Source organism: Biostraticola tofi, assembly GCF_004343195.1.
Lineage (GTDB): Bacteria > Pseudomonadota > Gammaproteobacteria > Enterobacterales > Enterobacteriaceae > Biostraticola > Biostraticola tofi.
In genome coordinates, this window is the sequence record NZ_SMCR01000004.1 from 123680 (window position 1) to 143133 (window position 19454).

The 19454-nt window shown below is 53.8% G+C and carries 21 protein-coding genes; 16 read left to right on the forward strand and 5 right to left on the reverse strand.

Annotated elements, in window-relative coordinates; translation table 11 throughout:
• Positions 1 to 56: 56 nt before the first annotated feature.
• On the reverse strand, positions 57 to 185 hold the full coding sequence (locus tag EDC52_RS20250; protein ID WP_268990349.1) for a hypothetical protein: 129 nt from the start codon (positions 183 to 185) through the stop codon (positions 57 to 59).
• 279 nt (positions 186 to 464) lie between these two features.
• Here EDC52_RS20250 and EDC52_RS10385 point away from each other — a divergent pair, with 279 nt between their 5' ends.
• From EDC52_RS10385 to EDC52_RS10440, 12 genes are all read left to right on the forward strand, one after another.
• Positions 465 to 1610, forward strand: coding sequence for an IpaC/SipC family type III secretion system effector (locus EDC52_RS10385; protein ID WP_165911694.1), 1146 nt, complete (start codon positions 465 to 467; stop codon positions 1608 to 1610).
• A 26-nt stretch (positions 1611 to 1636) separates the two neighbouring features.
• Entirely contained in the window at positions 1637 to 2725 is a 1089-nt protein-coding gene (locus EDC52_RS10390; RefSeq protein WP_131865260.1) for an IpaD/SipD/SspD family type III secretion system needle tip protein, read from the forward strand.
• A 6-nt stretch (positions 2726 to 2731) separates the two neighbouring features.
• Entirely contained in the window at positions 2732 to 4552 is a 1821-nt protein-coding gene (locus EDC52_RS10395) for a hypothetical protein (RefSeq protein WP_131865261.1), read from the forward strand.
• A 133-nt stretch (positions 4553 to 4685) separates the two neighbouring features.
• Positions 4686 to 4961: an acyl carrier protein gene (locus EDC52_RS10400; protein WP_131865262.1), complete on the forward strand. Its 276-nt coding sequence runs from the start codon at positions 4686 to 4688 to the stop codon at positions 4959 to 4961.
• 276 nt (positions 4962 to 5237) lie between these two features.
• Positions 5238 to 6425 (forward strand): PrgH/EprH family type III secretion apparatus protein, encoded by a 1188-nt coding sequence (locus EDC52_RS10405; protein WP_131865263.1) that lies wholly within the window; start codon positions 5238 to 5240, stop codon positions 6423 to 6425.
• 20 nt (positions 6426 to 6445) lie between these two features.
• The gene (locus tag EDC52_RS10410) at positions 6446 to 6724 is read left to right on the forward strand and encodes an EscF/YscF/HrpA family type III secretion system needle major subunit (protein WP_131865264.1); all 279 of its coding nucleotides are present in this window, start codon (positions 6446 to 6448) and stop codon (positions 6722 to 6724) included.
• 39 nt (positions 6725 to 6763) lie between these two features.
• Entirely contained in the window at positions 6764 to 7030 is a 267-nt protein-coding gene (locus EDC52_RS10415) for a hypothetical protein (RefSeq protein ID WP_131865265.1), read from the forward strand.
• Complete coding sequence (locus tag EDC52_RS10420; protein ID WP_131865266.1) at positions 7027 to 7782, forward strand: EscJ/YscJ/HrcJ family type III secretion inner membrane ring protein; 756 nt, start codon at positions 7027 to 7029, stop codon at positions 7780 to 7782. Before EDC52_RS10415 ends, EDC52_RS10420 begins: the two co-directional genes overlap by 4 nt.
• A complete protein-coding gene (locus EDC52_RS10425) occupies positions 7763 to 8371 on the forward strand; it encodes a type III secretion apparatus protein OrgA/MxiK (RefSeq protein ID WP_165911695.1) in 609 nt (202 codons plus the stop codon). The genes EDC52_RS10420 and EDC52_RS10425 overlap by 20 nt, the downstream gene beginning before the upstream one ends.
• Positions 8313 to 8999, forward strand: coding sequence for a hypothetical protein (locus tag EDC52_RS10430; protein WP_131865268.1), 687 nt, complete (start codon positions 8313 to 8315; stop codon positions 8997 to 8999). The genes EDC52_RS10425 and EDC52_RS10430 overlap by 59 nt, the downstream gene beginning before the upstream one ends.
• Positions 8986 to 9249, forward strand: a complete 264-nt coding sequence (locus tag EDC52_RS10435) for a hypothetical protein (protein WP_131865269.1) — start codon at positions 8986 to 8988, stop codon at positions 9247 to 9249. The genes EDC52_RS10430 and EDC52_RS10435 overlap by 14 nt, the downstream gene beginning before the upstream one ends.
• Positions 9246 to 9872, forward strand: a complete 627-nt coding sequence (locus tag EDC52_RS10440) for a hypothetical protein (RefSeq protein ID WP_131865270.1) — start codon at positions 9246 to 9248, stop codon at positions 9870 to 9872. Before EDC52_RS10435 ends, EDC52_RS10440 begins: the two co-directional genes overlap by 4 nt.
• A gap of 182 nt (positions 9873 to 10054) precedes the next feature.
• On the opposite strand, the gene yajD is transcribed toward EDC52_RS10440, so the two are convergent.
• The gene (gene yajD / locus EDC52_RS10445) at positions 10055 to 10402 is read right to left on the reverse strand and encodes an HNH nuclease YajD (RefSeq protein WP_131865271.1); all 348 of its coding nucleotides are present in this window, start codon (positions 10400 to 10402) and stop codon (positions 10055 to 10057) included.
• Positions 10403 to 10594: 192 nt separating this feature from the next.
• Between yajD and EDC52_RS10450 the strand changes: the two genes are divergently transcribed.
• Complete coding sequence (locus EDC52_RS10450) at positions 10595 to 12109, forward strand: glycosyltransferase family 39 protein (RefSeq protein WP_131865272.1); 1515 nt, start codon at positions 10595 to 10597, stop codon at positions 12107 to 12109.
• 6 nt (positions 12110 to 12115) lie between these two features.
• Entirely contained in the window at positions 12116 to 12919 is an 804-nt protein-coding gene (locus tag EDC52_RS10455; protein ID WP_131865273.1) for a prepilin peptidase, read from the forward strand.
• 190 nt (positions 12920 to 13109) lie between these two features.
• Here EDC52_RS10455 and EDC52_RS10460 read toward each other — a convergent pair whose 3' ends face one another.
• The gene (locus EDC52_RS10460; protein WP_131865274.1) at positions 13110 to 13304 is read right to left on the reverse strand and encodes a heavy-metal-associated domain-containing protein; all 195 of its coding nucleotides are present in this window, start codon (positions 13302 to 13304) and stop codon (positions 13110 to 13112) included.
• A gap of 165 nt (positions 13305 to 13469) precedes the next feature.
• Here EDC52_RS10460 and EDC52_RS10465 point away from each other — a divergent pair, with 165 nt between their 5' ends.
• Positions 13470 to 15887, forward strand: coding sequence for a heavy metal translocating P-type ATPase (locus EDC52_RS10465; protein WP_131865275.1), 2418 nt, complete (start codon positions 13470 to 13472; stop codon positions 15885 to 15887).
• Positions 15888 to 15915: 28 nt separating this feature from the next.
• Here EDC52_RS10465 and EDC52_RS19870 read toward each other — a convergent pair whose 3' ends face one another.
• Both EDC52_RS19870 and EDC52_RS10480 read right to left on the reverse strand, forming a co-directional pair.
• Positions 15916 to 16254 carry a hypothetical protein gene (locus EDC52_RS19870; RefSeq protein ID WP_165911696.1) on the reverse strand — a complete coding sequence of 113 codons (339 nt, stop codon included), beginning with the start codon at positions 16252 to 16254 and terminating at the stop codon, positions 15916 to 15918.
• A gap of 173 nt (positions 16255 to 16427) precedes the next feature.
• Positions 16428 to 16925 carry a Cd(II)/Pb(II)-responsive transcriptional regulator gene (locus tag EDC52_RS10480; RefSeq protein ID WP_131865277.1) on the reverse strand — a complete coding sequence of 166 codons (498 nt, stop codon included), beginning with the start codon at positions 16923 to 16925 and terminating at the stop codon, positions 16428 to 16430.
• Between the two features lie 81 nt (positions 16926 to 17006).
• Here EDC52_RS10480 and EDC52_RS10485 point away from each other — a divergent pair, with 81 nt between their 5' ends.
• Positions 17007 to 19412 carry a heavy metal translocating P-type ATPase gene (locus tag EDC52_RS10485; RefSeq protein ID WP_131865278.1) on the forward strand — a complete coding sequence of 802 codons (2406 nt, stop codon included), beginning with the start codon at positions 17007 to 17009 and terminating at the stop codon, positions 19410 to 19412.
• Positions 19413 to 19454: the final 42 nt, after the last annotated feature.

The following is a 19454-nucleotide window of genomic DNA, read 5'->3' on the forward strand; positions in this document are numbered from 1 at the left end:
CGATATTTATATAGTGAGGGGTTTAGTTTTCATCTAACCCCTCAGCAAAATTCGCTTTAATTCAAAAATGAGTGGGTAGCTGTAAGCATACCGTGTTTACTCACCTGAATCACCTGAATCACCTGAATCACCTGAATCACCTGAATCACCTGAATCACCTGAATCACCTGAATCACCTGAATCACCTGAATCACCTGAATTATGCATGCTTTCTTGAATATTTGGATAATCCAAAGTCAGAATTAAATAATAAAAAAGGGAGTGGGCTTAAAATGGATTTGTTTTGAGTTGTCTTCATCATCCAGTTACAGTTTTTTTATTTTGTATTCACTCAAATATTTTCCCATTCTTTGATAAGCAATCGAGTCGCTGAATATGCTCATTCCACTGGCCTGAGCGTCATAACAATAAATATGAAAATGATCTCACCATTTAATGTTAACCACCCTAAAAAGGAATTTATTATGACAAATCCGATCGCCTCATCCGCAGCAAGCCCGGTACGCCAGTATGCTTCCGATTGCGCGGCCATCGACGATGTAAAAAATCAGAAATTGCAGCCGGCATCATTACAGCTGGTTGATCTGGCTGTAAAAGGCAATGCTCGTACCACATCAGGGCTTAAGGTGGAAATCCCGCTGCGTAAGCCTGATGAAAGCACAACAATGCCGGCAAAAGATCTGGCAGAACGTCTGAAATTAGTCAGTGAGCAGTCGGTTTTGGCTTTTCAGCAGCAACAGACTTTTACCGAACCGCAAAAGCTGACTAGCGCCGGCCCATCTGATCGTTATGGACCGATAGACCAGGGCGATCAGGCAAAACTGACGTTCGCCTGCGTTGACCTTATCAACCGTTTGTTGGCTTCAGCGCGCATAGATCATATGCGCATGTCGGAAATTGAAGCTGAAATGTCTAAAAAGCAGGCTGAATACATCCGTAAAGAGGGGGTGACGGCGATGGGCGCCGCCATTGGCGGAGCAACTGCCAGCATAGCCCTATCCGGAGCAGGCGGCGCCAAGAAATTGTCTGGCCTGAGAAATGAACGACAGGCAATCAAGCAGGTTGCGCCCAACATTACCTCACACCAGGAAAGGCTGCACAGCCTGGAAAACAACCTTGCCAGGAGCAAGGGTAGCGCACCAGAACCGTCACCGGTATCGCAAACCCGCCATACTCAGCCGGCCGGCCTGTCCAGCCAAATTAATCACCGTGCCCAGACAGAGCATCAGCTATCCAGCGCTCATCACAGTCAACTTAAACACGATAGCGATACGCCATCCCGAGCGCAGCTTAATCGTGAAACGCATACCTTTAAGCTGCTGACCGCCGCCGCGGATCAAAAAAAGACCAAGGGCGATCTCATTATGCATTTCTCTTCACCGATCAACGCCATTGCTACCGGCACTGGGCAGTCCTTAACCAGTATTGATAGGGCAGATCAGGAAAACATGCGGCAGGGCGGTAAGGTATCAGGTGCCGCTATTGACAGCAGTAAGAATCAGCTAAGCGAATTCAAGCAGATGATGGAAAAAATCTTATCTGCCTTGAGCGCTGCCACCGCCAATCGCCAGTCGGTAATCAGCCATATGTCGGGCAACTTATCCGCCTGATCTACTGCCGGAATGATTGAGGATTAATGATGAGCGATTTGACAAATCAAATTGGCATGGCGTTGCCTGCAGCCAGCAGCGCTTTGCAAACCCATTTCCATGACAACACCATCAATGAAACCAGCCTGTTATCTTTTCTCCCTGCCGCATCGGCGGCAGACAAGCCGATTGTTCAGACACCTGCACAATGGGTAGTCCACATCGCACAGCAGATCAAAGATAAAATTGACAGCTACCTGTCAGGAAAAACGGGCCAAGCGGGCGGGATTTATCTCCAATCGCGCATGTCGAGGGGGGGCCTGGTACAGGGCGCGCCTGGCGAACGGTCGACCTTGGATATGGCCAGCGAAATGGAGCAGGGATTACACCTGCTGAGGGCGCAGATGCATGCTGCCGTCAGCGCTGATAGCCTGTCAAAGGCGGGGTCGCTTGCTGCGGGTGAAGATAGCGCCGCTGCCGGGCAGCCGGCATTGCGCTTTGGCACCGGCAGAATAGATGATTCCTGGAGTATGGCCGGCCAGGAAGCAGCCATCAATGATATGAAAGAACACTACATGGATGAATATGAAAATATCATCCAGCGTTATAAGGAGTTTTATCAGGAATTCAGTGACTTTATTAGCAGATTAACGACAGATATTAAAGTGACTACCGACAGTAAAGGTAATCAGTTTATCACTATAGGCTTGGAGGCTCTTAATAAGTTAAGAGCCATGCTAGTCAAATTTTCCGGCGAGGGTGCAGGCAAACTTTATCCCAAGGCGGGCAGCACAACCAAAGAAAATGCTGAAAAATGGGCGGCAGAGCTGGGCCTGCCTGCAGATAGTGTAGTCAAGTCGGGTGATGGTTACATCGTTAAAATGAATGTTGCACCGCTCGAAACGATTATAAAATCATTGGAGGAAGTGGTCGGTAATAAATTAGCTATGGTTAAATATAATGTTTTTAAAGAGGGGCTTGACGGCCAGGGAGATAAATTAAAGCAAACGATGCAACTGTTAATTCAGAAATACAGCAATGCCGTCAGTCTGTTTGATAATACCGTCAAGCAATACAGTTCGATTATGGCCAAGATGGCGGATTTGATGAAACTCATCATCCAGGCATGGAGCTAAAATAATATGAGCGAATTAGCTATTTCTTCCAGCGTATTATCGTCTGCCTTTGCTGCAATGACCTCCAGCAGGCAGCAGTATCATGCTCCTTTAATACGAGAACTGCAGCAGGTAAAAAACGGCCCTGCTATCGTTAGAGATATTGCAGGAAGGCCGCAGAATGCCGTTGAAAATGCGCATTGCTTGGGCTTTGGCATCGGCCTATCAGCTGCAGCACCGGGCGATAGCCAGCGCAATGATTTGAACAGAGCCGCAAAAGAAAGCGGCGTTTCAGGGCGCCAGAGTGGGGCGATTATCGTCGCTGACGATTGCCGCAGTTTATTCAAGCACCAGAGCATTGAGAATCTTTTGGGTTATGCCAGCAAAGACAGGCCGCCTATTGATCACAATTCTATTGTCACATCCGGCGGCATGGCATGTCCTTATCATATACCCGCTATGGCCGAAGCCTGCTTTCTCGCCATGCAAAAACCATTGACGTCTAACCAGTCCAGGGACCTTGACGGCGTCATAAAGAAACTCGCCTCCACTATGCAGAAGGCGCAGCGGAATTCCCCAGAGGCGCTAAGGAACTATGATCAAAAGCGTGCCGAAAAATTCACAGCAATAGAGCTGGAAATGACGGCTGTATTAAAACCTATATTGGGAAGCCAGCCAGAGGCCGCATCCGCCGTATTGCTGACTGATGTCGTAGATCCCTTCATGGCCATCTATACCGGACAGCAATTAAAGGGGGTGCCACTTAGCCTGACAGAATATCGTTCGATGGGTAATCTCATTGACCAGGCTGCCCTGAATTTGCTCAACGAGTCCTGTAAGACCGTTGCCAACGGCGGTGGAAGCTATATCTCCAAGCTGGGGCTGATAAATTTTCTTTTGCTTGGCATACCTCATTATCTGGTTAAACCTCACAACACGCCTGTCGAACCCTTGGCTGAGTCAAGTAATCAACAGCTGGGTGGGCCGAAGTCGCCCGATGTTACCGCTAGGGTACCGACCGGCCTCGGCTCCCGATCTGACGATGGCGGCGGCCTCAGGCCTGAAGGCCATCGGCAAACCGGTGACAAAGGGAATGGGACAGCCACAGATGGACACCCGTCTGGCAATATCATGATCAACAGCGGCAATACAACGATAAACAACCATAATCTGACGATTCATACTCTTTTCCAGCCGATCAATATTTACAACCTGACCAACCAAAATTCTACTATGTCCTTTACCCTTCCTCCCCGGCCGCAGCAGCAAGGGAAAATGCCGCCTTCGGCCGGACAACCGGCAAAAAAACCGCTTATCAGCGGTCATACGACACCCCCTCCTCAGATGCGGGAACCTGCGGTGCATGAGACGGGTGCTAAGCCTGTGATTCTTTCCGACCAACCATCGCTGTTGACTCTGGTGCAGGAGTACCCGGTTACCTACAGCGATGAGGGGCCTGTTTATATCGCCGAAGTAACAGAACCGCCGGTGCCGGCTACCGCGACCAGCACCTGGCCCACTGTCGCTCCGCCTGCATCGGTTATCACCTCGGTATCAGGTCTTCGACGAGCGAATCATCCGTCGACCTTCAGCTATCCGCCGGCGATAAAGGGCATTTTTGCAGGAAAAGAGCCAGATAAGTCAGGGCTGGCCCATGCGGAACCCGGTAAATCGCCGCCTGAAAGCGATTCCCGGCCAAGCGGGGAGGCGGAGAGGGTTGAAGCCGGGCACAAACCGGTAAAAGACTGGCCCGAAATGATCATCCCTAAGCCTGTTCTGACCTCGGTACCGGGACTGCGCAGAGCTAATCAGTTCACCGCCACCCGCCAACCCAAGCCCAATATGTAGGTGACCGCCCGTCCGTCGGAGACGGGCAACCCCTATCGAACCGCTGCCGCTTTCAGAGGCCTTTTCTCTCAGCCATTGCGGCGGTGATGGATATCTCGATTCAGGCTGATGATAAACCCAAGGATAACAACTGATGAACAGTAAACTTGACGTAGGTAACATAGACCGCATCCGCCAAACGCTGTATGACATATTGGCCTATCGTCTGGGGCGAAGTCAGATGGATATCAGCAGCAAACATCATCTGGCCAATGAACTTTATATGGACTCGCTGGACTGGCTTGAAGTTGACATCGGTATTTCCGAGGCATTCGGCTTTGATCTCGCTATCGATGATATTTTTCAAATGGAAACCGTGGAGGATTTGGTCGTGCTGGTTGCCAAAAAAACGACACTGCCGCAGAAATAGAGTGCCTATTTATGCATGGTTAAACCGGTTTAGGATTAATTAGGGGAGAGTAGTCCTACACTTTAAGGTTATGAGATTAATTATTAATAATGTAATTAAATCTCTTTTTATGTGAGATCAGTGATCTCTCTCTTAATCAATTGATTCAGGTGTCTTGGGATAGATCCATTTTATGAAGAGATTGTTGCTCATATTCCTATCATGAAGTTTTGTGGGATTCTGATTATTATCTTTTTACGATCCTGACTCTTCATTATGCATTAAAGAAATTATATTATGCAAAAAGATATTGAGAATGCCGTCAACCCGGCTCACGCTGCAGTTATCCGCCTGCTGAGCGGAGTAATGACAGGATGTGAATTTTTTTTGCCCCCTGGCAGGAACATGTTTGTCATGGCCGCCGAGAACACGCTGGTCGCAGCGGAAGGCCGTTGCGATATTCCCGATGACTGCATCGTCATCCCGTCAACAATGGCAGGTATCAATTTTGAGTTGACCTGCGGTGAAGATGATGCGCCGGTCCTGGCTGAGCTTAAAGAATTTCATCCGGATGGGGTCTGCTCGCGCAACATTGAGGCGAGTCAGATTATAAACGCCGGGGGGCAGATTTTCGCGCTGCGCCGAGCCGATGAGCCGTGGTCTGAAGCGGTGCTCTGCTACCGCGAAACCCATACGCCCCCCGCCGCCCCTGTCGCTGTATTCAGGCGCCGTCCTGTGTGGTTCGCTGCTCTGGCGGCGGTTATTTCCATTATCGCTCTGGTGGTTACGCTCAATGCCGCAACCCAGCATCGGCAAATTCTTAGCCTGGCGGCAGGGTTGGGCGATGAAAATAACGACTTTCCTATCCTGCCCGGCAGGGACGGAATCATGTACGTGATGACGCAAACTGCGGGTCAAGCTGCCTGGGGTCGCCAGGCCTTGGTGCGCATGCCGTCTTCAGGGCCGGTCAGGGTGGTTAATGCCCAGGATGAAGTTCAGCGAACGATACGCTGGTTGGCCGGAAACTTTCCTCAGTTGCATCTACAAGGTGTCAGGTTTGATGAGCCGTCACACCCTCTGGTGGCATTAAGCCTTCAGCGTACTCACCTGAACAGCGAGCAAAAAAAAGCGCTGACCAACGCCCTGATGGAGGTTATTCCCTATGCATCAACAATCAACCTTATGATGGTAGATGATAATCAGGTCTCTCTGCAGGCCGATGCAGGCATCAAAAAATTAGGCGTCCCTTACTCCAGGCATAACTACCCAGACAGCGTGACGTTTATTATTAATAATGAACTTGATGACGGAGAACGGTTGAAGTTAAGGCAGTTTATTGAGGCCTTCAGCCAACAATGGAATGGTCATTATATATTGTTTTCCATTGATGCCAAGGAAGACTGGCTTAAAGGAAAATCATTTAAATATGGCAGGCAAGAATACGTAAAGTTGAATGCAGGTCACTGGTTTTTTCCCAACAATTAATTACTGACAAGGTGAAAGTGATGCCGGACAACGCAAACCCAGTTGCAAGAAATACAGGCAGCTATACCGATGTATCGATGAACGAAACAGTCACTACCATAACGCCTGCATTGAATACAGCTTCTGATGCGATGAAAGCTGCGCAGGATGCCGTTAAAGATGATCCGGTCAATCCCGGCAAAGTATTAAATCTTCAGATAGCGCAGGCTGCGTTTAACAACATCATGAGCACAGCTTCCGGGCTGATTAAAGGTTTTGTTGGAACCAGTATGGGTATTATTAGAAATATGGTCTCCTGATATTTATGCCCATGCTATGGGCAGTTTAATGAGGTGTTTATGAAAATGGGTCAGGTAATCGGTCTGTCAGGCAAAGATACGCTATCGACTGCCAAAGATAATAATATTATTAATTCTGTATTAACGCTCGCAGAGGAAAATTCCGCTGGCCATAATGGAGATATCAAGGCAGCTGCCGCCCTGTCGCCAAATGCGATGCTTACCATGCAGCATGCTCAGGGACAACGGCAGATTTTCTTCTCTTTTATCAGCGCCGTGGCCGCTAAAATGGTCAATGGGGTCAGGACCCTGCTAACGTCATCATGAGCCGATTAACCGGGCGGCTGCTGTTGCCGATTCTTATCCTGCTGCTGAGCGCCTGTAAGGATGAGGCGCTACTGAAAGGGCTGGATCAGTATCAGGCAAACGAGGTTATCGCCAGCCTCCAGCGTAACAATATCGAGGTCGAAAAAAAGGACCAGGGTAAAGCCGGCTACAGTATTACCGTGAAAAAGGTGGATATCCCGGCGGCGGTCACATTGCTGAAGGTTTATGGCCTGCCTCCGGCCCCCAAGATGGAAATATCGCAAATGTTCCCGGGGGAATCTCTCGTGTCCTCCCCACGAGCTGAAAAGGCCCGACTTTATTCAGCCATAGAACAACGGCTTGAGCAATCGTTGCAAATCATGAGCGGCGTACTGACCGCCAGAGTGCATGTCAGCTATGACGCGCAGTCTGCTGAAGGCAGCGGCAGCTCCGGGCCGATGCATCTTTCTGCTCTGGTGGGCTACGGTGATGATGCTGAACCCGAGCTGATGGTCAATGATATCAAGCGCTTTCTCAAGAACAGCTTCAATGATGTCAGCTATGACAATATTTCCGTGGTGATGTCCCGGCAGCCGCCCTTACTTCATGCTTCTCCGGTCGCTATCAAGGATCGGCAAAGCATGCTGGGGTGGAGTGAAGTCATTAGTGGCTTGATGGGGGCACTGCTGGTCGCCGGAGCGTTGCTGATACAGAAGTCCAGAGCGGGTAATAAACGGGTGATGGAAGATGCCGATGACCGCAACATCACTTGAAAAGATCCTGTTTGAACCCTTGTCGTGGATTCATCCGCAGTGGCTGACGTTGTCGCAGGCAATAAGCGGTATCAGGCAGCAGTCGATCATCAATCAGATAATGATTGAATGTCAGGGATGGCAACTGCACTGTCCGACGTCGGCTGCGGGCAGCATTGCATCGTTGTATATCAGACAATGGCATCAGCTACCCCAGGTCGCCTTACTACTGGCGAGTCAGTGCTGTCGGGCTCAATTGGCCTACCGGGGACAACGGCTGCAGTTGCCGGGCTGGATTCGGCCATTCGCCGACCTCAGTATGTCCACTTCTGTCGCCAACATACCGTCGACGGCCTTGACGGTACCCTGGCTCATTACATGGGGGAGCGGCGCATTGCAAAGCGTGACTGAGCGCTTGCCACTGGCACTGTCACAGCGTGTTCCGCTGCTGTTTCCTCCCGCGTTAGGCGTGAGTGCAGGCAAGGCCTGCTATGACGCTGTTGATATCAATCTGATGAGAGCTGCTTTTCAATATGCCAAGAGAAATCCCTATGTACCGGCCTCCCGTCATTTCTGGCGGCAGTGTTATCCGGCGTGCCCATCTGCTTGAGCAACGTGAATCTCTCAGCCTCATCAAAGAGGCTCGTCGCCAGGCTTTACGAATGATGAGACAGGCCACCGATGAGGCCGAAGAAAAATTGAATCAGGCCCGTCAGGCGGGCTTTTATCAAGGGTTGGTCGCAGCGGCTCAAGAAGTCGCCGGCTACATCGGTAATGGCCAGCAGTTGCAGCAGACGTTGAGGGAACACCTGGATGAGCACGTCCATACAATGCTTTCTGCCGTTCTCAATCGGCCTGAAATCATCCAGGCGCTGCTCAATGAATGGCTGGACTCGTTACCCAAGGGCAAAACAGATGAGCCGCTGCAGCTGATTTTACCTGAATCTGCCCGGCAGTTTCACTCGCGCCTCAAAGAAACACTTAAACTCAGAACCATGACGGCGAAGATTTATTATCACGCTGAGTCGCCGATAAGAATGAAATACGCCGGGGAGGTGGCTGAATTTACCCTGCAGGAATGTATTGATACCGCCATTATCCGATTAAACGAACTGCCATCTCCTACAGGGCAGGGTCAGGAACTTGCCGAGGCAACCTTGCGCCGGCTTGCGCAGATTTTTACCCATCAGGTGACTCCCGGCTCGCGGGATAAGGAAACGCAACATGATCTCTCTTGACTCAGTTTCATCCCAGTCTGCACGACAGACAGCATCCGAAAATAAAGATGTCAGATCGGTGCTGACGCAGTCGCAGCTTGCCGCCGGTGCTGATATAACAGAACCGGGCGAAGCCCCCCACCTGGCTGATGGTCTGCTCCAGTCCGATGAATTCAATCATCTTTTCAGCCAAAACATCATGATGAGTCTGATCACGGAAAGTGCAAAGGTCGAATCGGTAGATATATTTTCGCCTGAGGATGACGAATGAATGCCGGTATGGTTGCAGCAGGCAGCCATCGACGTATTTTTTCCGCTGACGTGAGACCCGTGCTGATTATGGCTTTGGTCATATTAGCCATCGGATGCACCAATAAGTCATCGCCGGCACAGGGTGCCCCGGCTACCGATTATCTGCAGGGGATATCCTCTCCTGGCTGCCTGACGGCGGAATCAATAGACAACAGTATCCCGGCACCGCAGCTTTATATGTCGATGGTCAGCTGTATTAATGAGGAAAAGTATGAGCAAGCCACCTTGCTCTATTCGCTGGCGGGAACCTACTCCTGGTTTGATGCGCTGCGGGTCGGGGGTGATGAGGCGGCTAAAGCCCATTCCAGGCTGTTGTTTGAAGCGTTGCAGAAAGTCGACCGACATAGACAGCAAGCCTTCTGGTCAAAGGCCAATGCCCAGCTCAGAAATAGCCAGCGGCGCAATCTTGTCTGCCGGCAGATTGAAGCCAAAGGCATGCCGTCCTATTCTCCAGATTACCTCAATGCGTCGGTGACAAGCCAGCTCGAGGCCGATGGCCCGCTGATGGATAAGGCGACTATGTGGCATAAGGCGCGTCAGGGCTATCTGCATTGTAAAACAGATGTTCTGGTTATTCCCTGAGGGCTGGTTCAGAGAAGAGACTATACTCTGCGCTCAGTAAATTATTAGGCAAGCGCTGATGAACCGAGAAAAACTGTCCCTGGCAGAAAAGATGGGATATGGGATGGGCGATGCTGGCTGCAATATGGTCGGCGGCGCAGTAAAAACCCGGGATCGCCATGTCGTTAAGCCGATGCCGCGGATTACCCCTTCTTGTTCATCATCGCTTTGAGATCGGCAAAGGGATTATGGGTGGCTAGCCCCATGTCTTTCTGGGCATCGTCGCCGGCGATCACTGTCGAACCGTAAGTGTCAGCCTCGGTATACTTGGAATGTTCATGATCGTGGCAGTAAAGGCACAGCATTTCCCAGTTACTGCCATCGGCGGGATTATTGCCGTGGTCATGATCAATATGATGCACGGTCAGTTCGCGCAGATTCGAATAAACGAATTCGCGGGAACAGCGTCCGCATACCCACGGAAAAAGCTTGAGCGCCTGCTCACGATAGCCGCTTTCAAGCCGGGCGTAGTTTTTGGGGATAAAAGCCATCGGTTACCCGCTGAGAGTCAAAATGATTCGGTTAGTGGCCTATATTAACGCCAAAGTCAGCTCGGAACACGCGAAAAACAGCATAAACCGGTGAATGCTTTTGCTGCAACAAATACCCATAACGGGTTTTGAGTTAACCTAGGTTTATACAGTTATTGCTAATTTACTGATATTTAGCGATAGATATCTTAAATGAAAATAATACCTCAATCGTTAATTGGCTGGGTGGCAGCGTTTGCCATTCTTTGGACGTTAGCGACGACTATCCTCGATCCCACTGTTCCCTATGATGCCGTCGAAGCACTGAACTGGGCGACCAATGCCGAATGGGGATCCCCTAAAAATCCCTGGTTGGTCGGTTGGATCATGCGTCCGGCGCTGCTGCTGCCCGGCAAATATCTGAGCCTCTATTGGTACGGCAGTCATTTCCTGGCGGTCGCCATCGGCATGGTCGGCGTCTGGCTGCTGGCCAGAAGGCTGACCGGCAGCGCTTCTATGGCCTGGCTGGCGCTGTTCTGCCTCAATCTCAGCGGCATTGTTCATATCGACATCATTCCCTACAACGATAATTATCTGCTGGTGATGCTCTGGCCATGGCTGTGGCTGTTTTTTTTGCGTGCGACCTCGCAAAGCCCGACCTGGTGGCTGGCGCTGGCGCTGACGGCGGGGCTGTCGGCTATGGCAAAATATTCATCTATGGCTTTTATCGGCATGATGTTAGTCCTTACTATCGTTATGCCGACTCTGCGTAAATGCTGGCGTCAGCCGCTGTTTTATCTCTCTATGCTGCTTTGGCTGGCGATAGTGCTGCCTAACCTCTGGTGGCTTTGGCATCATGATTTTGTGGCCTTTAGCTGGGTAGGCTCACAAATAGAAAGCGGGATTACCCTGCACGGGTTAACGGCGGCATTAACGGTATTCTATCCGCTGCTGATACTGGCCGCGCTGCTCAAGAGCGCCGGGGGCCAATTCGGATGGCCTCAGGCCAGGGAAGCCCGGGTGGCGGTGTTGGCTTTTATCGTGCCGGTGGTCGTCATTCTTATCGTGTTCACTCTTCATGACGGCGGGCGCATCACGGAATGGCTGCAGCCGTTCATGATGCCGGCATCGGCACTGTTGATGGCCTGTCTGACGCGCCTGCCGCACCGACCATTGCGACGACCGATAATCATTCTGGGTGCCATTGCCGTGCTGGTATGGGCCGGCTATATAGCGGTGATGATGGCTAATGTGCGCAATGCCGGCGAGAAGTTCGCAGGCATCAAGCCTTTCAGCCAGCAAGTGCAGCAATTGTGGCACCAGCGCTTTGAGCGCCCTTTGCGCTATGTGGGAGGAGAATATCTCTCTCAATGGCTGACGTTCTATGCCGATGACCGTCCCCAGGTGATGACCCCATGGACCGATGACCGGAAACCGAACATTTACAACCGGCACATCAGTCAGCGGTTGATATCCGATCACGGCGGCGTGCTGGTCGGCACACTGGGCAAAACCTGCGCTGACGCGTTTGGTTCAGAACGCCGCTTAAGGGATTATTTGCCGGATTCCGGCACCGATTTGCCGTTAAGCCATCTTGAACGCCATCAATGGGTGTTTACCTCCACAGAAGGCGCCCCCGGTGAACCGGTATGCATCCTGCTTATTCCGCCGGCCACAGCGATGCTTGAACGCAGTAACGATGGCCATACCCCATTGCCGGCAAAGTGAGCTGACATGGACGGAGTCATCGGGCAGGCAGGCATCTGGGCCCTGCTGGCGCTGACCGGGTTATGTGCGGGCAGTGTGCTGAACATGCTGGTCTACCGCCTGCCGATAATCATACACAGGCCAGCCGGGTCCTGCCCTATCATCAACCTCTGTTTGCCGCGATCTCATTGCCCTCATTGCCGCGCGGCTATCCGCTGGCGCGATAATGTGCCGGTCTGCAGTTGGCTGCTGCTGGCAGGACGCTGTCGGGATTGTCGCCACCGTATATCCTGTCGCTATCCCTTGACCGAGCTCGCCTGCATGGGATTGACCTGGCTGACGGCGTATAGCCTGCCGATGTCAGCATCCTGGTTTGCTATGCTGCCGTTCAGCTGGTGCCTGCTAGCGTTAGCGTTAATCGATCTGCGGCATAAGTTGCTGCCTGATGCACTCACCTATCCGCTGCTGTGGGGCGGTTTATTGTGTAATGTTACTGGCCTACAGGCCGATATCTCGCTGGCGGATGCAGTGATCGGTGCAGCGGCGGGATATGGCTCACTGTGGCTGGTGTATCAGGCATTTCGTCTGATGACCGGCCGCCACGCACTGGGATACGGCGATATGAAACTGACCGCCGCCCTTGGCGCTTGGCTGGGATGGGCGCTGTTGCCGCAACTGGTGCTGACAGCTTCGCTGGCGGGCGTGATAACCGTTCTGTGGCTTAAGACGGTTTACGGCAGGCCGCTGCATCGGGCACTACCCTTTGGCCCGTTTCTGGCGTTATCCGGTTGGGTTGGGGGGATCTGTCTGGCGCTGGAGAGCCAGATGTAGCTGATGATTGAACCGGTCGGGCGCGACAATCCCCCCTGCACCAGCAGCGCAAAGTCGAAAATGCGCGACAATAGCTAGGCCGCGGGCAGGCAGAGGTGGATCGCTGAAACTCTGTAAGCTTGACGTTATTGCCGCAGAGCAGCCGATAGGCATCGCCCTAAGTCGGCTTGCCGGTTCGCATGACACGCCGTCAGCTTTTTACGGTATAACCGGCCTGTTCGATAGCGCCGCGCACGTGATCCCGGCTGCTGCCGGTAGTGACGGTGACTTTACCTGAGACCAAATCTACCGCGACTTCCGCTGCAGCATCAATTGCTTTAATCTCGCGGGTTACCGCGGCCGCGCAATGACTGCAGGACATCCCTTCCACGTTGAATTCGATCATTTTTATCTCCTGTTATGGCTGTTGACTCATCATAAGGCTTCCCATCGCTGGAAGGTCAAGTGCTTACTTTCCTTATCATGATCATTTTTTAAGCCAAAAAAAGCTTGACCTTCCTGCGGCAGGAGGGATGAGACTATAGCCAAGATAACATTCGGGAGCCTTAAAATGTATAACGCCTCTTCCTCCCCAGCAGTTCCACTGCAACTGAATATCGAAGGCATGACCTGCGCCTCCTGCGTGACCCGCGTGGAAAAAGCCATCGGCAAGGTACCTGGCGTAACGCGGGTGAGTGTCAATCTGGGTACTGAAAAGGCGACGGTAACCGGCCAGCCTCAGCTCGGCATAGCCGACATCGTTGCCGCGGTAGAAACCGCGGGCTACCGCGTGCCGGCAAGGGATATCCAACTGACTATCGGCGGCATGACCTGTGCCGCGTGCGTTAATCGGGTGGAGAAAGCGCTGGCAAAGGTACCGGGCGTCAACCGGGCCCAGGTCAACTTGGCGACCGAAACGGCAAAGGTGACCTGGTTCGGGGATGAAAGCGGTGCCGACCGTTTGATCAGAGCAGTAGAGGACGCCGGCTATCAGGCCTCTCTGGCTGATGACGCCGGCCTGAAGAATGCACGCAGTGATGAAACCCGGCGTAGTGATCGCCAGCGGCTGGCGGTGATTGCCGGCACGCTGCTTTCACTGCCGCTTATGGTGCCGATGCTGGCGGATTTTGCCGGCTTTCATCTGATGCTGCCGGGAGGGATCCAGTTCATGCTGGCCACGCCGGTACAGTTTATTCTGGGGGCGCGTTTTTACCGCTCCGGCTGGAAGGCCCTCAAAGCCCGGGCCGGCAATATGGACTTGCTGGTGGCGCTGGGTACCAGCGCGGCCTGGGGTCTGAGCGTCTATCAATGGCTGTCTGCCCGAGACATCGCGATGCCGCATCTCTACTTTGAAGCCTCGTCTGTGGTGATAACCTTGGTACTGTTGGGTAAATGGCTTGAGTCGCGAGCCAAACGACAAACTGCGGCCGCTATCCGTGCGCTGCAGGCTTTGAGGCCGGCTACAGCCCGGGTTCGGCGAAACGGCATCGATCAGGATATCGCCGCCAGTGCGGTCAATATCGGCGACACGGTGGTGGTGCGTGCCGGCGAACGTATCCCGGTGGATGGCACCATTCTGGCAGGAGACAGCCACATAGATGAATCGATGATAACCGGTGAAAGTTTGCCGGTGGCGCGCCAGCCGGGGGACAAGGTCACCGGCGGGGCGATTAATGGCGAAGGGGTGCTGCTGGTGCAAACCGACGCTATCGGCGCCGAAACGACGCTGGCACGGATTATTCGCCTGGTCGAAAACGCCCAGGCGGAAAAAGCGCCCATTCAGCACCTGGTGGATAAGGTGAGTGCGGTATTTGTGCCGGTGGTGCTGGTGATCGCCCTGGCGACGTTGGCCGGCTGGTGGTGGTACAGCGGTGATATCGAGCACTCGCTGATTAATGCTGTTGCGGTGCTGGTGATTGCCTGCCCGTGTTCCCTGGGGTTGGCGACGCCTACCGCTATTATGGCCGGTACCGGCATCGGAGCAAAGTACGGTATTTTGATTAAAGATGCCGAAGCCCTGGAGCTGGCGCATCGGATTACTACTGTGGTGTTTGATAAAACCGGCACCCTGACCGAAGGTAAACCCAGGGTGACTCACTGGCTGCCCAATGGCATTGAACAGCAAGAACTGATTCAGTTGACCGCCTCGATACAGCGCGACAGTGAACATCCGCTCGCCGGGGCGGTGCTTGATGATGCGAAGGCCTTCAGTGTGCCGCTACTGCCGGTAAGTGGTTTCAAGACATTACCGGGACGCGGCGTGTCGGCTGTCATCGGCGATCGGATGCTGGTGCTGGGCAGCCGCAGGGTAATGGAGGATCTCAAACTGGATCGGACAGCCCTTGAGCAGGCCGCGGCTGACCTGGAACAACAGGGCAACACGGTATCCTGGCTGGCGGTAACCGGACCGGTCCCGGCGATTCTGGGGGCTATCGGTTTTGGGGACCAGATTAAACCCGGCGCGGCAATGGCGGTATCCAGGCTGGCAAGTATGGGGATAGCAAGCATTATGCTGACTGGGGATAACCAGGGCAGCGCCAGGGCGGCGGGCGATGCCATCGGTATTGAAAATGTCATAGCCGAAGTACTGCCCGAAGACAAATCCCGCGAGGTCACGGTATTGAAACAGCAGGGCAAGGTGATCGCCATGGTGGGTGATGGCATCAATGATGCGCCGGCCCTGGCTGCCGCTGATGTGGGTATCGCCATGTCAACCGGCACCGATGTGGCGATGCAGGCGGCGGGCATCACGTTGATGCGCGGTGATCCGACGCTGGTTGCCGACGCTATCGATATCTCAAGGCGAACCTACCATAAAATCAGGCAGAACCTGTTTTGGGCATTCATCTATAATCTGGTCGGTATCCCGCTGGCGGCGGCTGGCCTGCTGAATCCGGTGGTGGCCGGTGCGGCCATGGCTTTCAGTTCGGTCAGCGTTATCACCAATGCACTGTTGCTTAAAAGGTGGCGTCCGGCCAGTCGGGATTAACCCATGACAAGCGCCCAGGGGCCAGTCATTAATGACTGGCCCTTACCGGCAAATAGGTATCGACACGGAATGTCGATTTGAGCATATCGTGCAGGTGCAGGTGCAGGTGCAGGTGCAGGTGCAGGTGCAGGTGCAGGGCCACCGGATTGGAACTGTCGGGAAGCAAATAGATATGGTGCACCGGCAATGAAGGAAAACTGATATTGTTTACCACCGTCTGCACGTCCTCTCCCTCTTCGATCGTTTCAACTCCTCCTACCGCCAGGCATCTGCTCGCAGCGATGTCTGCCACCCGGGTATCAGCACTGGTGTATGCGGAACCGCCGGTGACGCTGGTTTGGGCGGCGCTGATGTTTGATGATGCCATTCACTGGACCACTTACCACTTACCACTTACCTGGCCATCGTGGTGGTCGCCGGCGGTATTTTGCTGGCGCGCAGCGGGCAGGCCGCACAGGGTGACTCCAATGACTAACAGGGCCAGGCAAAGGTTTCTCGCACTCAAGAATGAGTCACTTTCGGCTCAAACCCAACGCGGCATCAGGCTTTACGACCACTGGCCGTCTTCAGGCCGTGGGATCCGCAGCGGCCGCCGCTGACATGGCTTGCGGTTGATGCCGGCGCAGGCACGGAAGCGGCGGATACCGGTTGTTCCAGTTCCAGCAGAATGCCGCAGTCCCGCGTGGCACGCACTTCATGGCAGCGGCTCTGCAGCAGAGTCAATTCCCCTTCCAGTGTTTTGAGTTCAGACAGACGATCCTGGACATGCCTGAGATGGCTGGCAATAAGCTCATTGATGGTTTCACAACTTTGGTTGGCATCGCTTCTGGCGGCCAGCAGCGTCCGGATTTCTTCATGGGTCATATCCAGCGCCCGGCAGCGGCGGATAAACGTCAGTCGTTCCAGGTGAACATAGTCATAACGCCGATAGTTGCTCGCGGCCTCTCGGCAGGGCGCGGGAATAAGTCCTTCGCGTTCGTAATAACGGATGGTTTCGACCGGGCAGCCGGCCTGTTTTGCTAATTCGCCGATCTTCATGGCTCACCTCTGATATCGCTTGACCCTATAGTTACTACAGGCTGTTTACTGGCAGCATACGCCAAACAGGAGATATGCGCCATGGCTGACAAGGCCGATAAACACGATCTGAAGGGAAAAGCACAGTTTAAACGCTGTTCAGCTAATCCAAACCCTCTGCGGCAAGCATGTGCCGACCATGCCCATACTGGCCAGCACACCCATGCCGCAAAGCATATCCATGCTGCAGAGCATATCCATGCTGGCGGACAGGCGGCTGCTGGCTGCCATGCTGATGACTCCGAGGCCAAGTCCGCGGGCGGTTGCTGTAGCGTGGCGCCGGTCTCATGGGTAAAGCTGGCGGCGGCGCAGGCGGTAGATGACGGCATACGGACTCCGGTGCGAATCATGCAGATGGATTGCCCGACTGAAGAGGGGATGATCCGCAAAAAGTTGGGCACGATGGCCGTGGTGACCGGTCTCGAATTTAACCTGATGCAGCGCATTCTGACCATCACCCATGCGCCGGGCTCCCTGGACAGCATTCTGGCGGCGATCCGCACGCTGGGATTCGAACCCGAAGTCCCTGATGCCAGTGGCCACATCCCTGATACCCCACAGTCGGACAAAGCGCGCTGGCCACTAGTGCTTGCCGCTTTCGCCGCGGTAGCCTCCGAGGCAGCCCATTGGCTGGGCGCAACAGAATGGCTTTCGGCGGGCCTGGCGCTATTGGCGATCATCGCCTGCGGCCTTTCGACCTATAAAAAAGGCTGGCTGGCGATCCGTAACGGCAACCTCAACATTAATGCCTTGATGAGTATTGCCGTCACCGGGGCCATCGCCCTCGGACAATGGCCGGAGGCCGCCATGGTAATGGTGCTGTTTACCCTGGCCGAACTGATTGAGGCCAAGTCGCTGGATCGCGCTCGCAACGCTATCTCTGGCCTGATGAAACTGGCCCCCGAGCAGGCTCAGGTCAAACAGGACGACGGTACATGGCAAGAGGTTAACGTCAACGCCGTGGCAATTGGCAGTCTGGTCAGGGTCAGGCCCGGTGAGCGCGTGGCGCTGGATGGCGACATTACCGAGGGCAGTTCGGCTATTAATCAAGCCCCGATCACCGGAGAAAGCCTGCCGGTCGATAAAGCCGTCGGCGACAGCGTTTTTGCCGGCACAATCAATCAATCCGGCTCTTTTGAGTATCGGGTAACCGCTGCCGCCGGCAGTTCTACACTGGCGCGTATTATTCACGCCGTTGAGCAGGCTCAGAGCGTCAAGGCGCCTACCCAGCGTTTTGTCGATCGCTTTGCCCGGATATATACGCCGCTGGTGTTTGCGGCTGCGCTGGCGGTAGCCATTTTGCCGCCGCTGCTGATGGGGGGGGAGTGGCAGCCATGGATTTATAAAGCACTGGTGATGTTGGTCATCGCCTGTCCCTGCGCGTTGGTTATTTCTACTCCAGTAACCATTGTCAGCGGGCTGACTGCGGCTGCGCGTGTGGGCATCCTGATCAAGGGAGGCATCTATCTTGAGCAAGGCCGCAAGCTTGCCTGGCTGGCGCTGGATAAAACCGGCACGCTGACCCATGGCAAGCCCGCATTGACAGATGCCGAGTCGATGAAGGGCATTCAGGAAGTAACGGCCCGCCGTCTGGCCTTCAGCCTGGCTTCCCGCTCGGATCATCCGGTATCAAGGGCCATTGTCGCCGCAGCCGACCATCGCGATATCGAGCCATGGGCAGTGACGGCATTTAGCGCCATTCCCGGCCAGGGGATCCAAGGGCTTATCAACGGTAAGCTTTATCGACTGGGAAACCAGCGCATGCTGTCAGCGGCTTTTCGTGGTCCGGCAACGCTAGCCCTGCGGATAAATCAGCTTGAACAGCAGGGTAAAACGGTGATCATCCTGGCAGGTGAGGCAGGTGAGGCAGGTGAGGCAGGAGTACTGATGCTGTTTGCCGTAGCCGACACCGTCCGGGAAAGCAGCAGGCAGGCCATTGACCAGATGCACCGTCTAGGCATCAGCACTGTTATGTTGACCGGTGACAATTCTCATACCGCCCAGGCGATTGCTCAGCAGGTAGGAATCGATAAGGCCATGGGGAATCTGTTACCGGAAGATAAAATGGCTGAAGTTGCCGGCTTTAGCCGCCAGGGCCTGGTGGGAATGGTCGGCGATGGCATCAATGATGCCCCGGCGCTGGCACGTGCCGATATTGGTTTCGCCATGGGTGCCATGGGCACCGACACCGCCATCGAAACTGCCGACGTGGCGCTGATGGATGACGATTTGCGAAAGATTCCGTTATTCGTCAACCTGTCCCGCCGAACCCATCAGATCCTGATAGAGAACATCGTCCTGGCGCTGGGCATCAAGGTGGTTTTCCTGGCCGCGACCCTTGCAGGGATGGGAACCTTGTGGATGGCGGTTTTTGCCGATGTCGGCGCCAGTCTGCTGGTGGTTGCCAATGGCCTGCGGTTATTGCGCAATAGAAAACCGACGATATGATCTGATGGTCTACGCACGTTGTCATAAACGTTGATATCACGC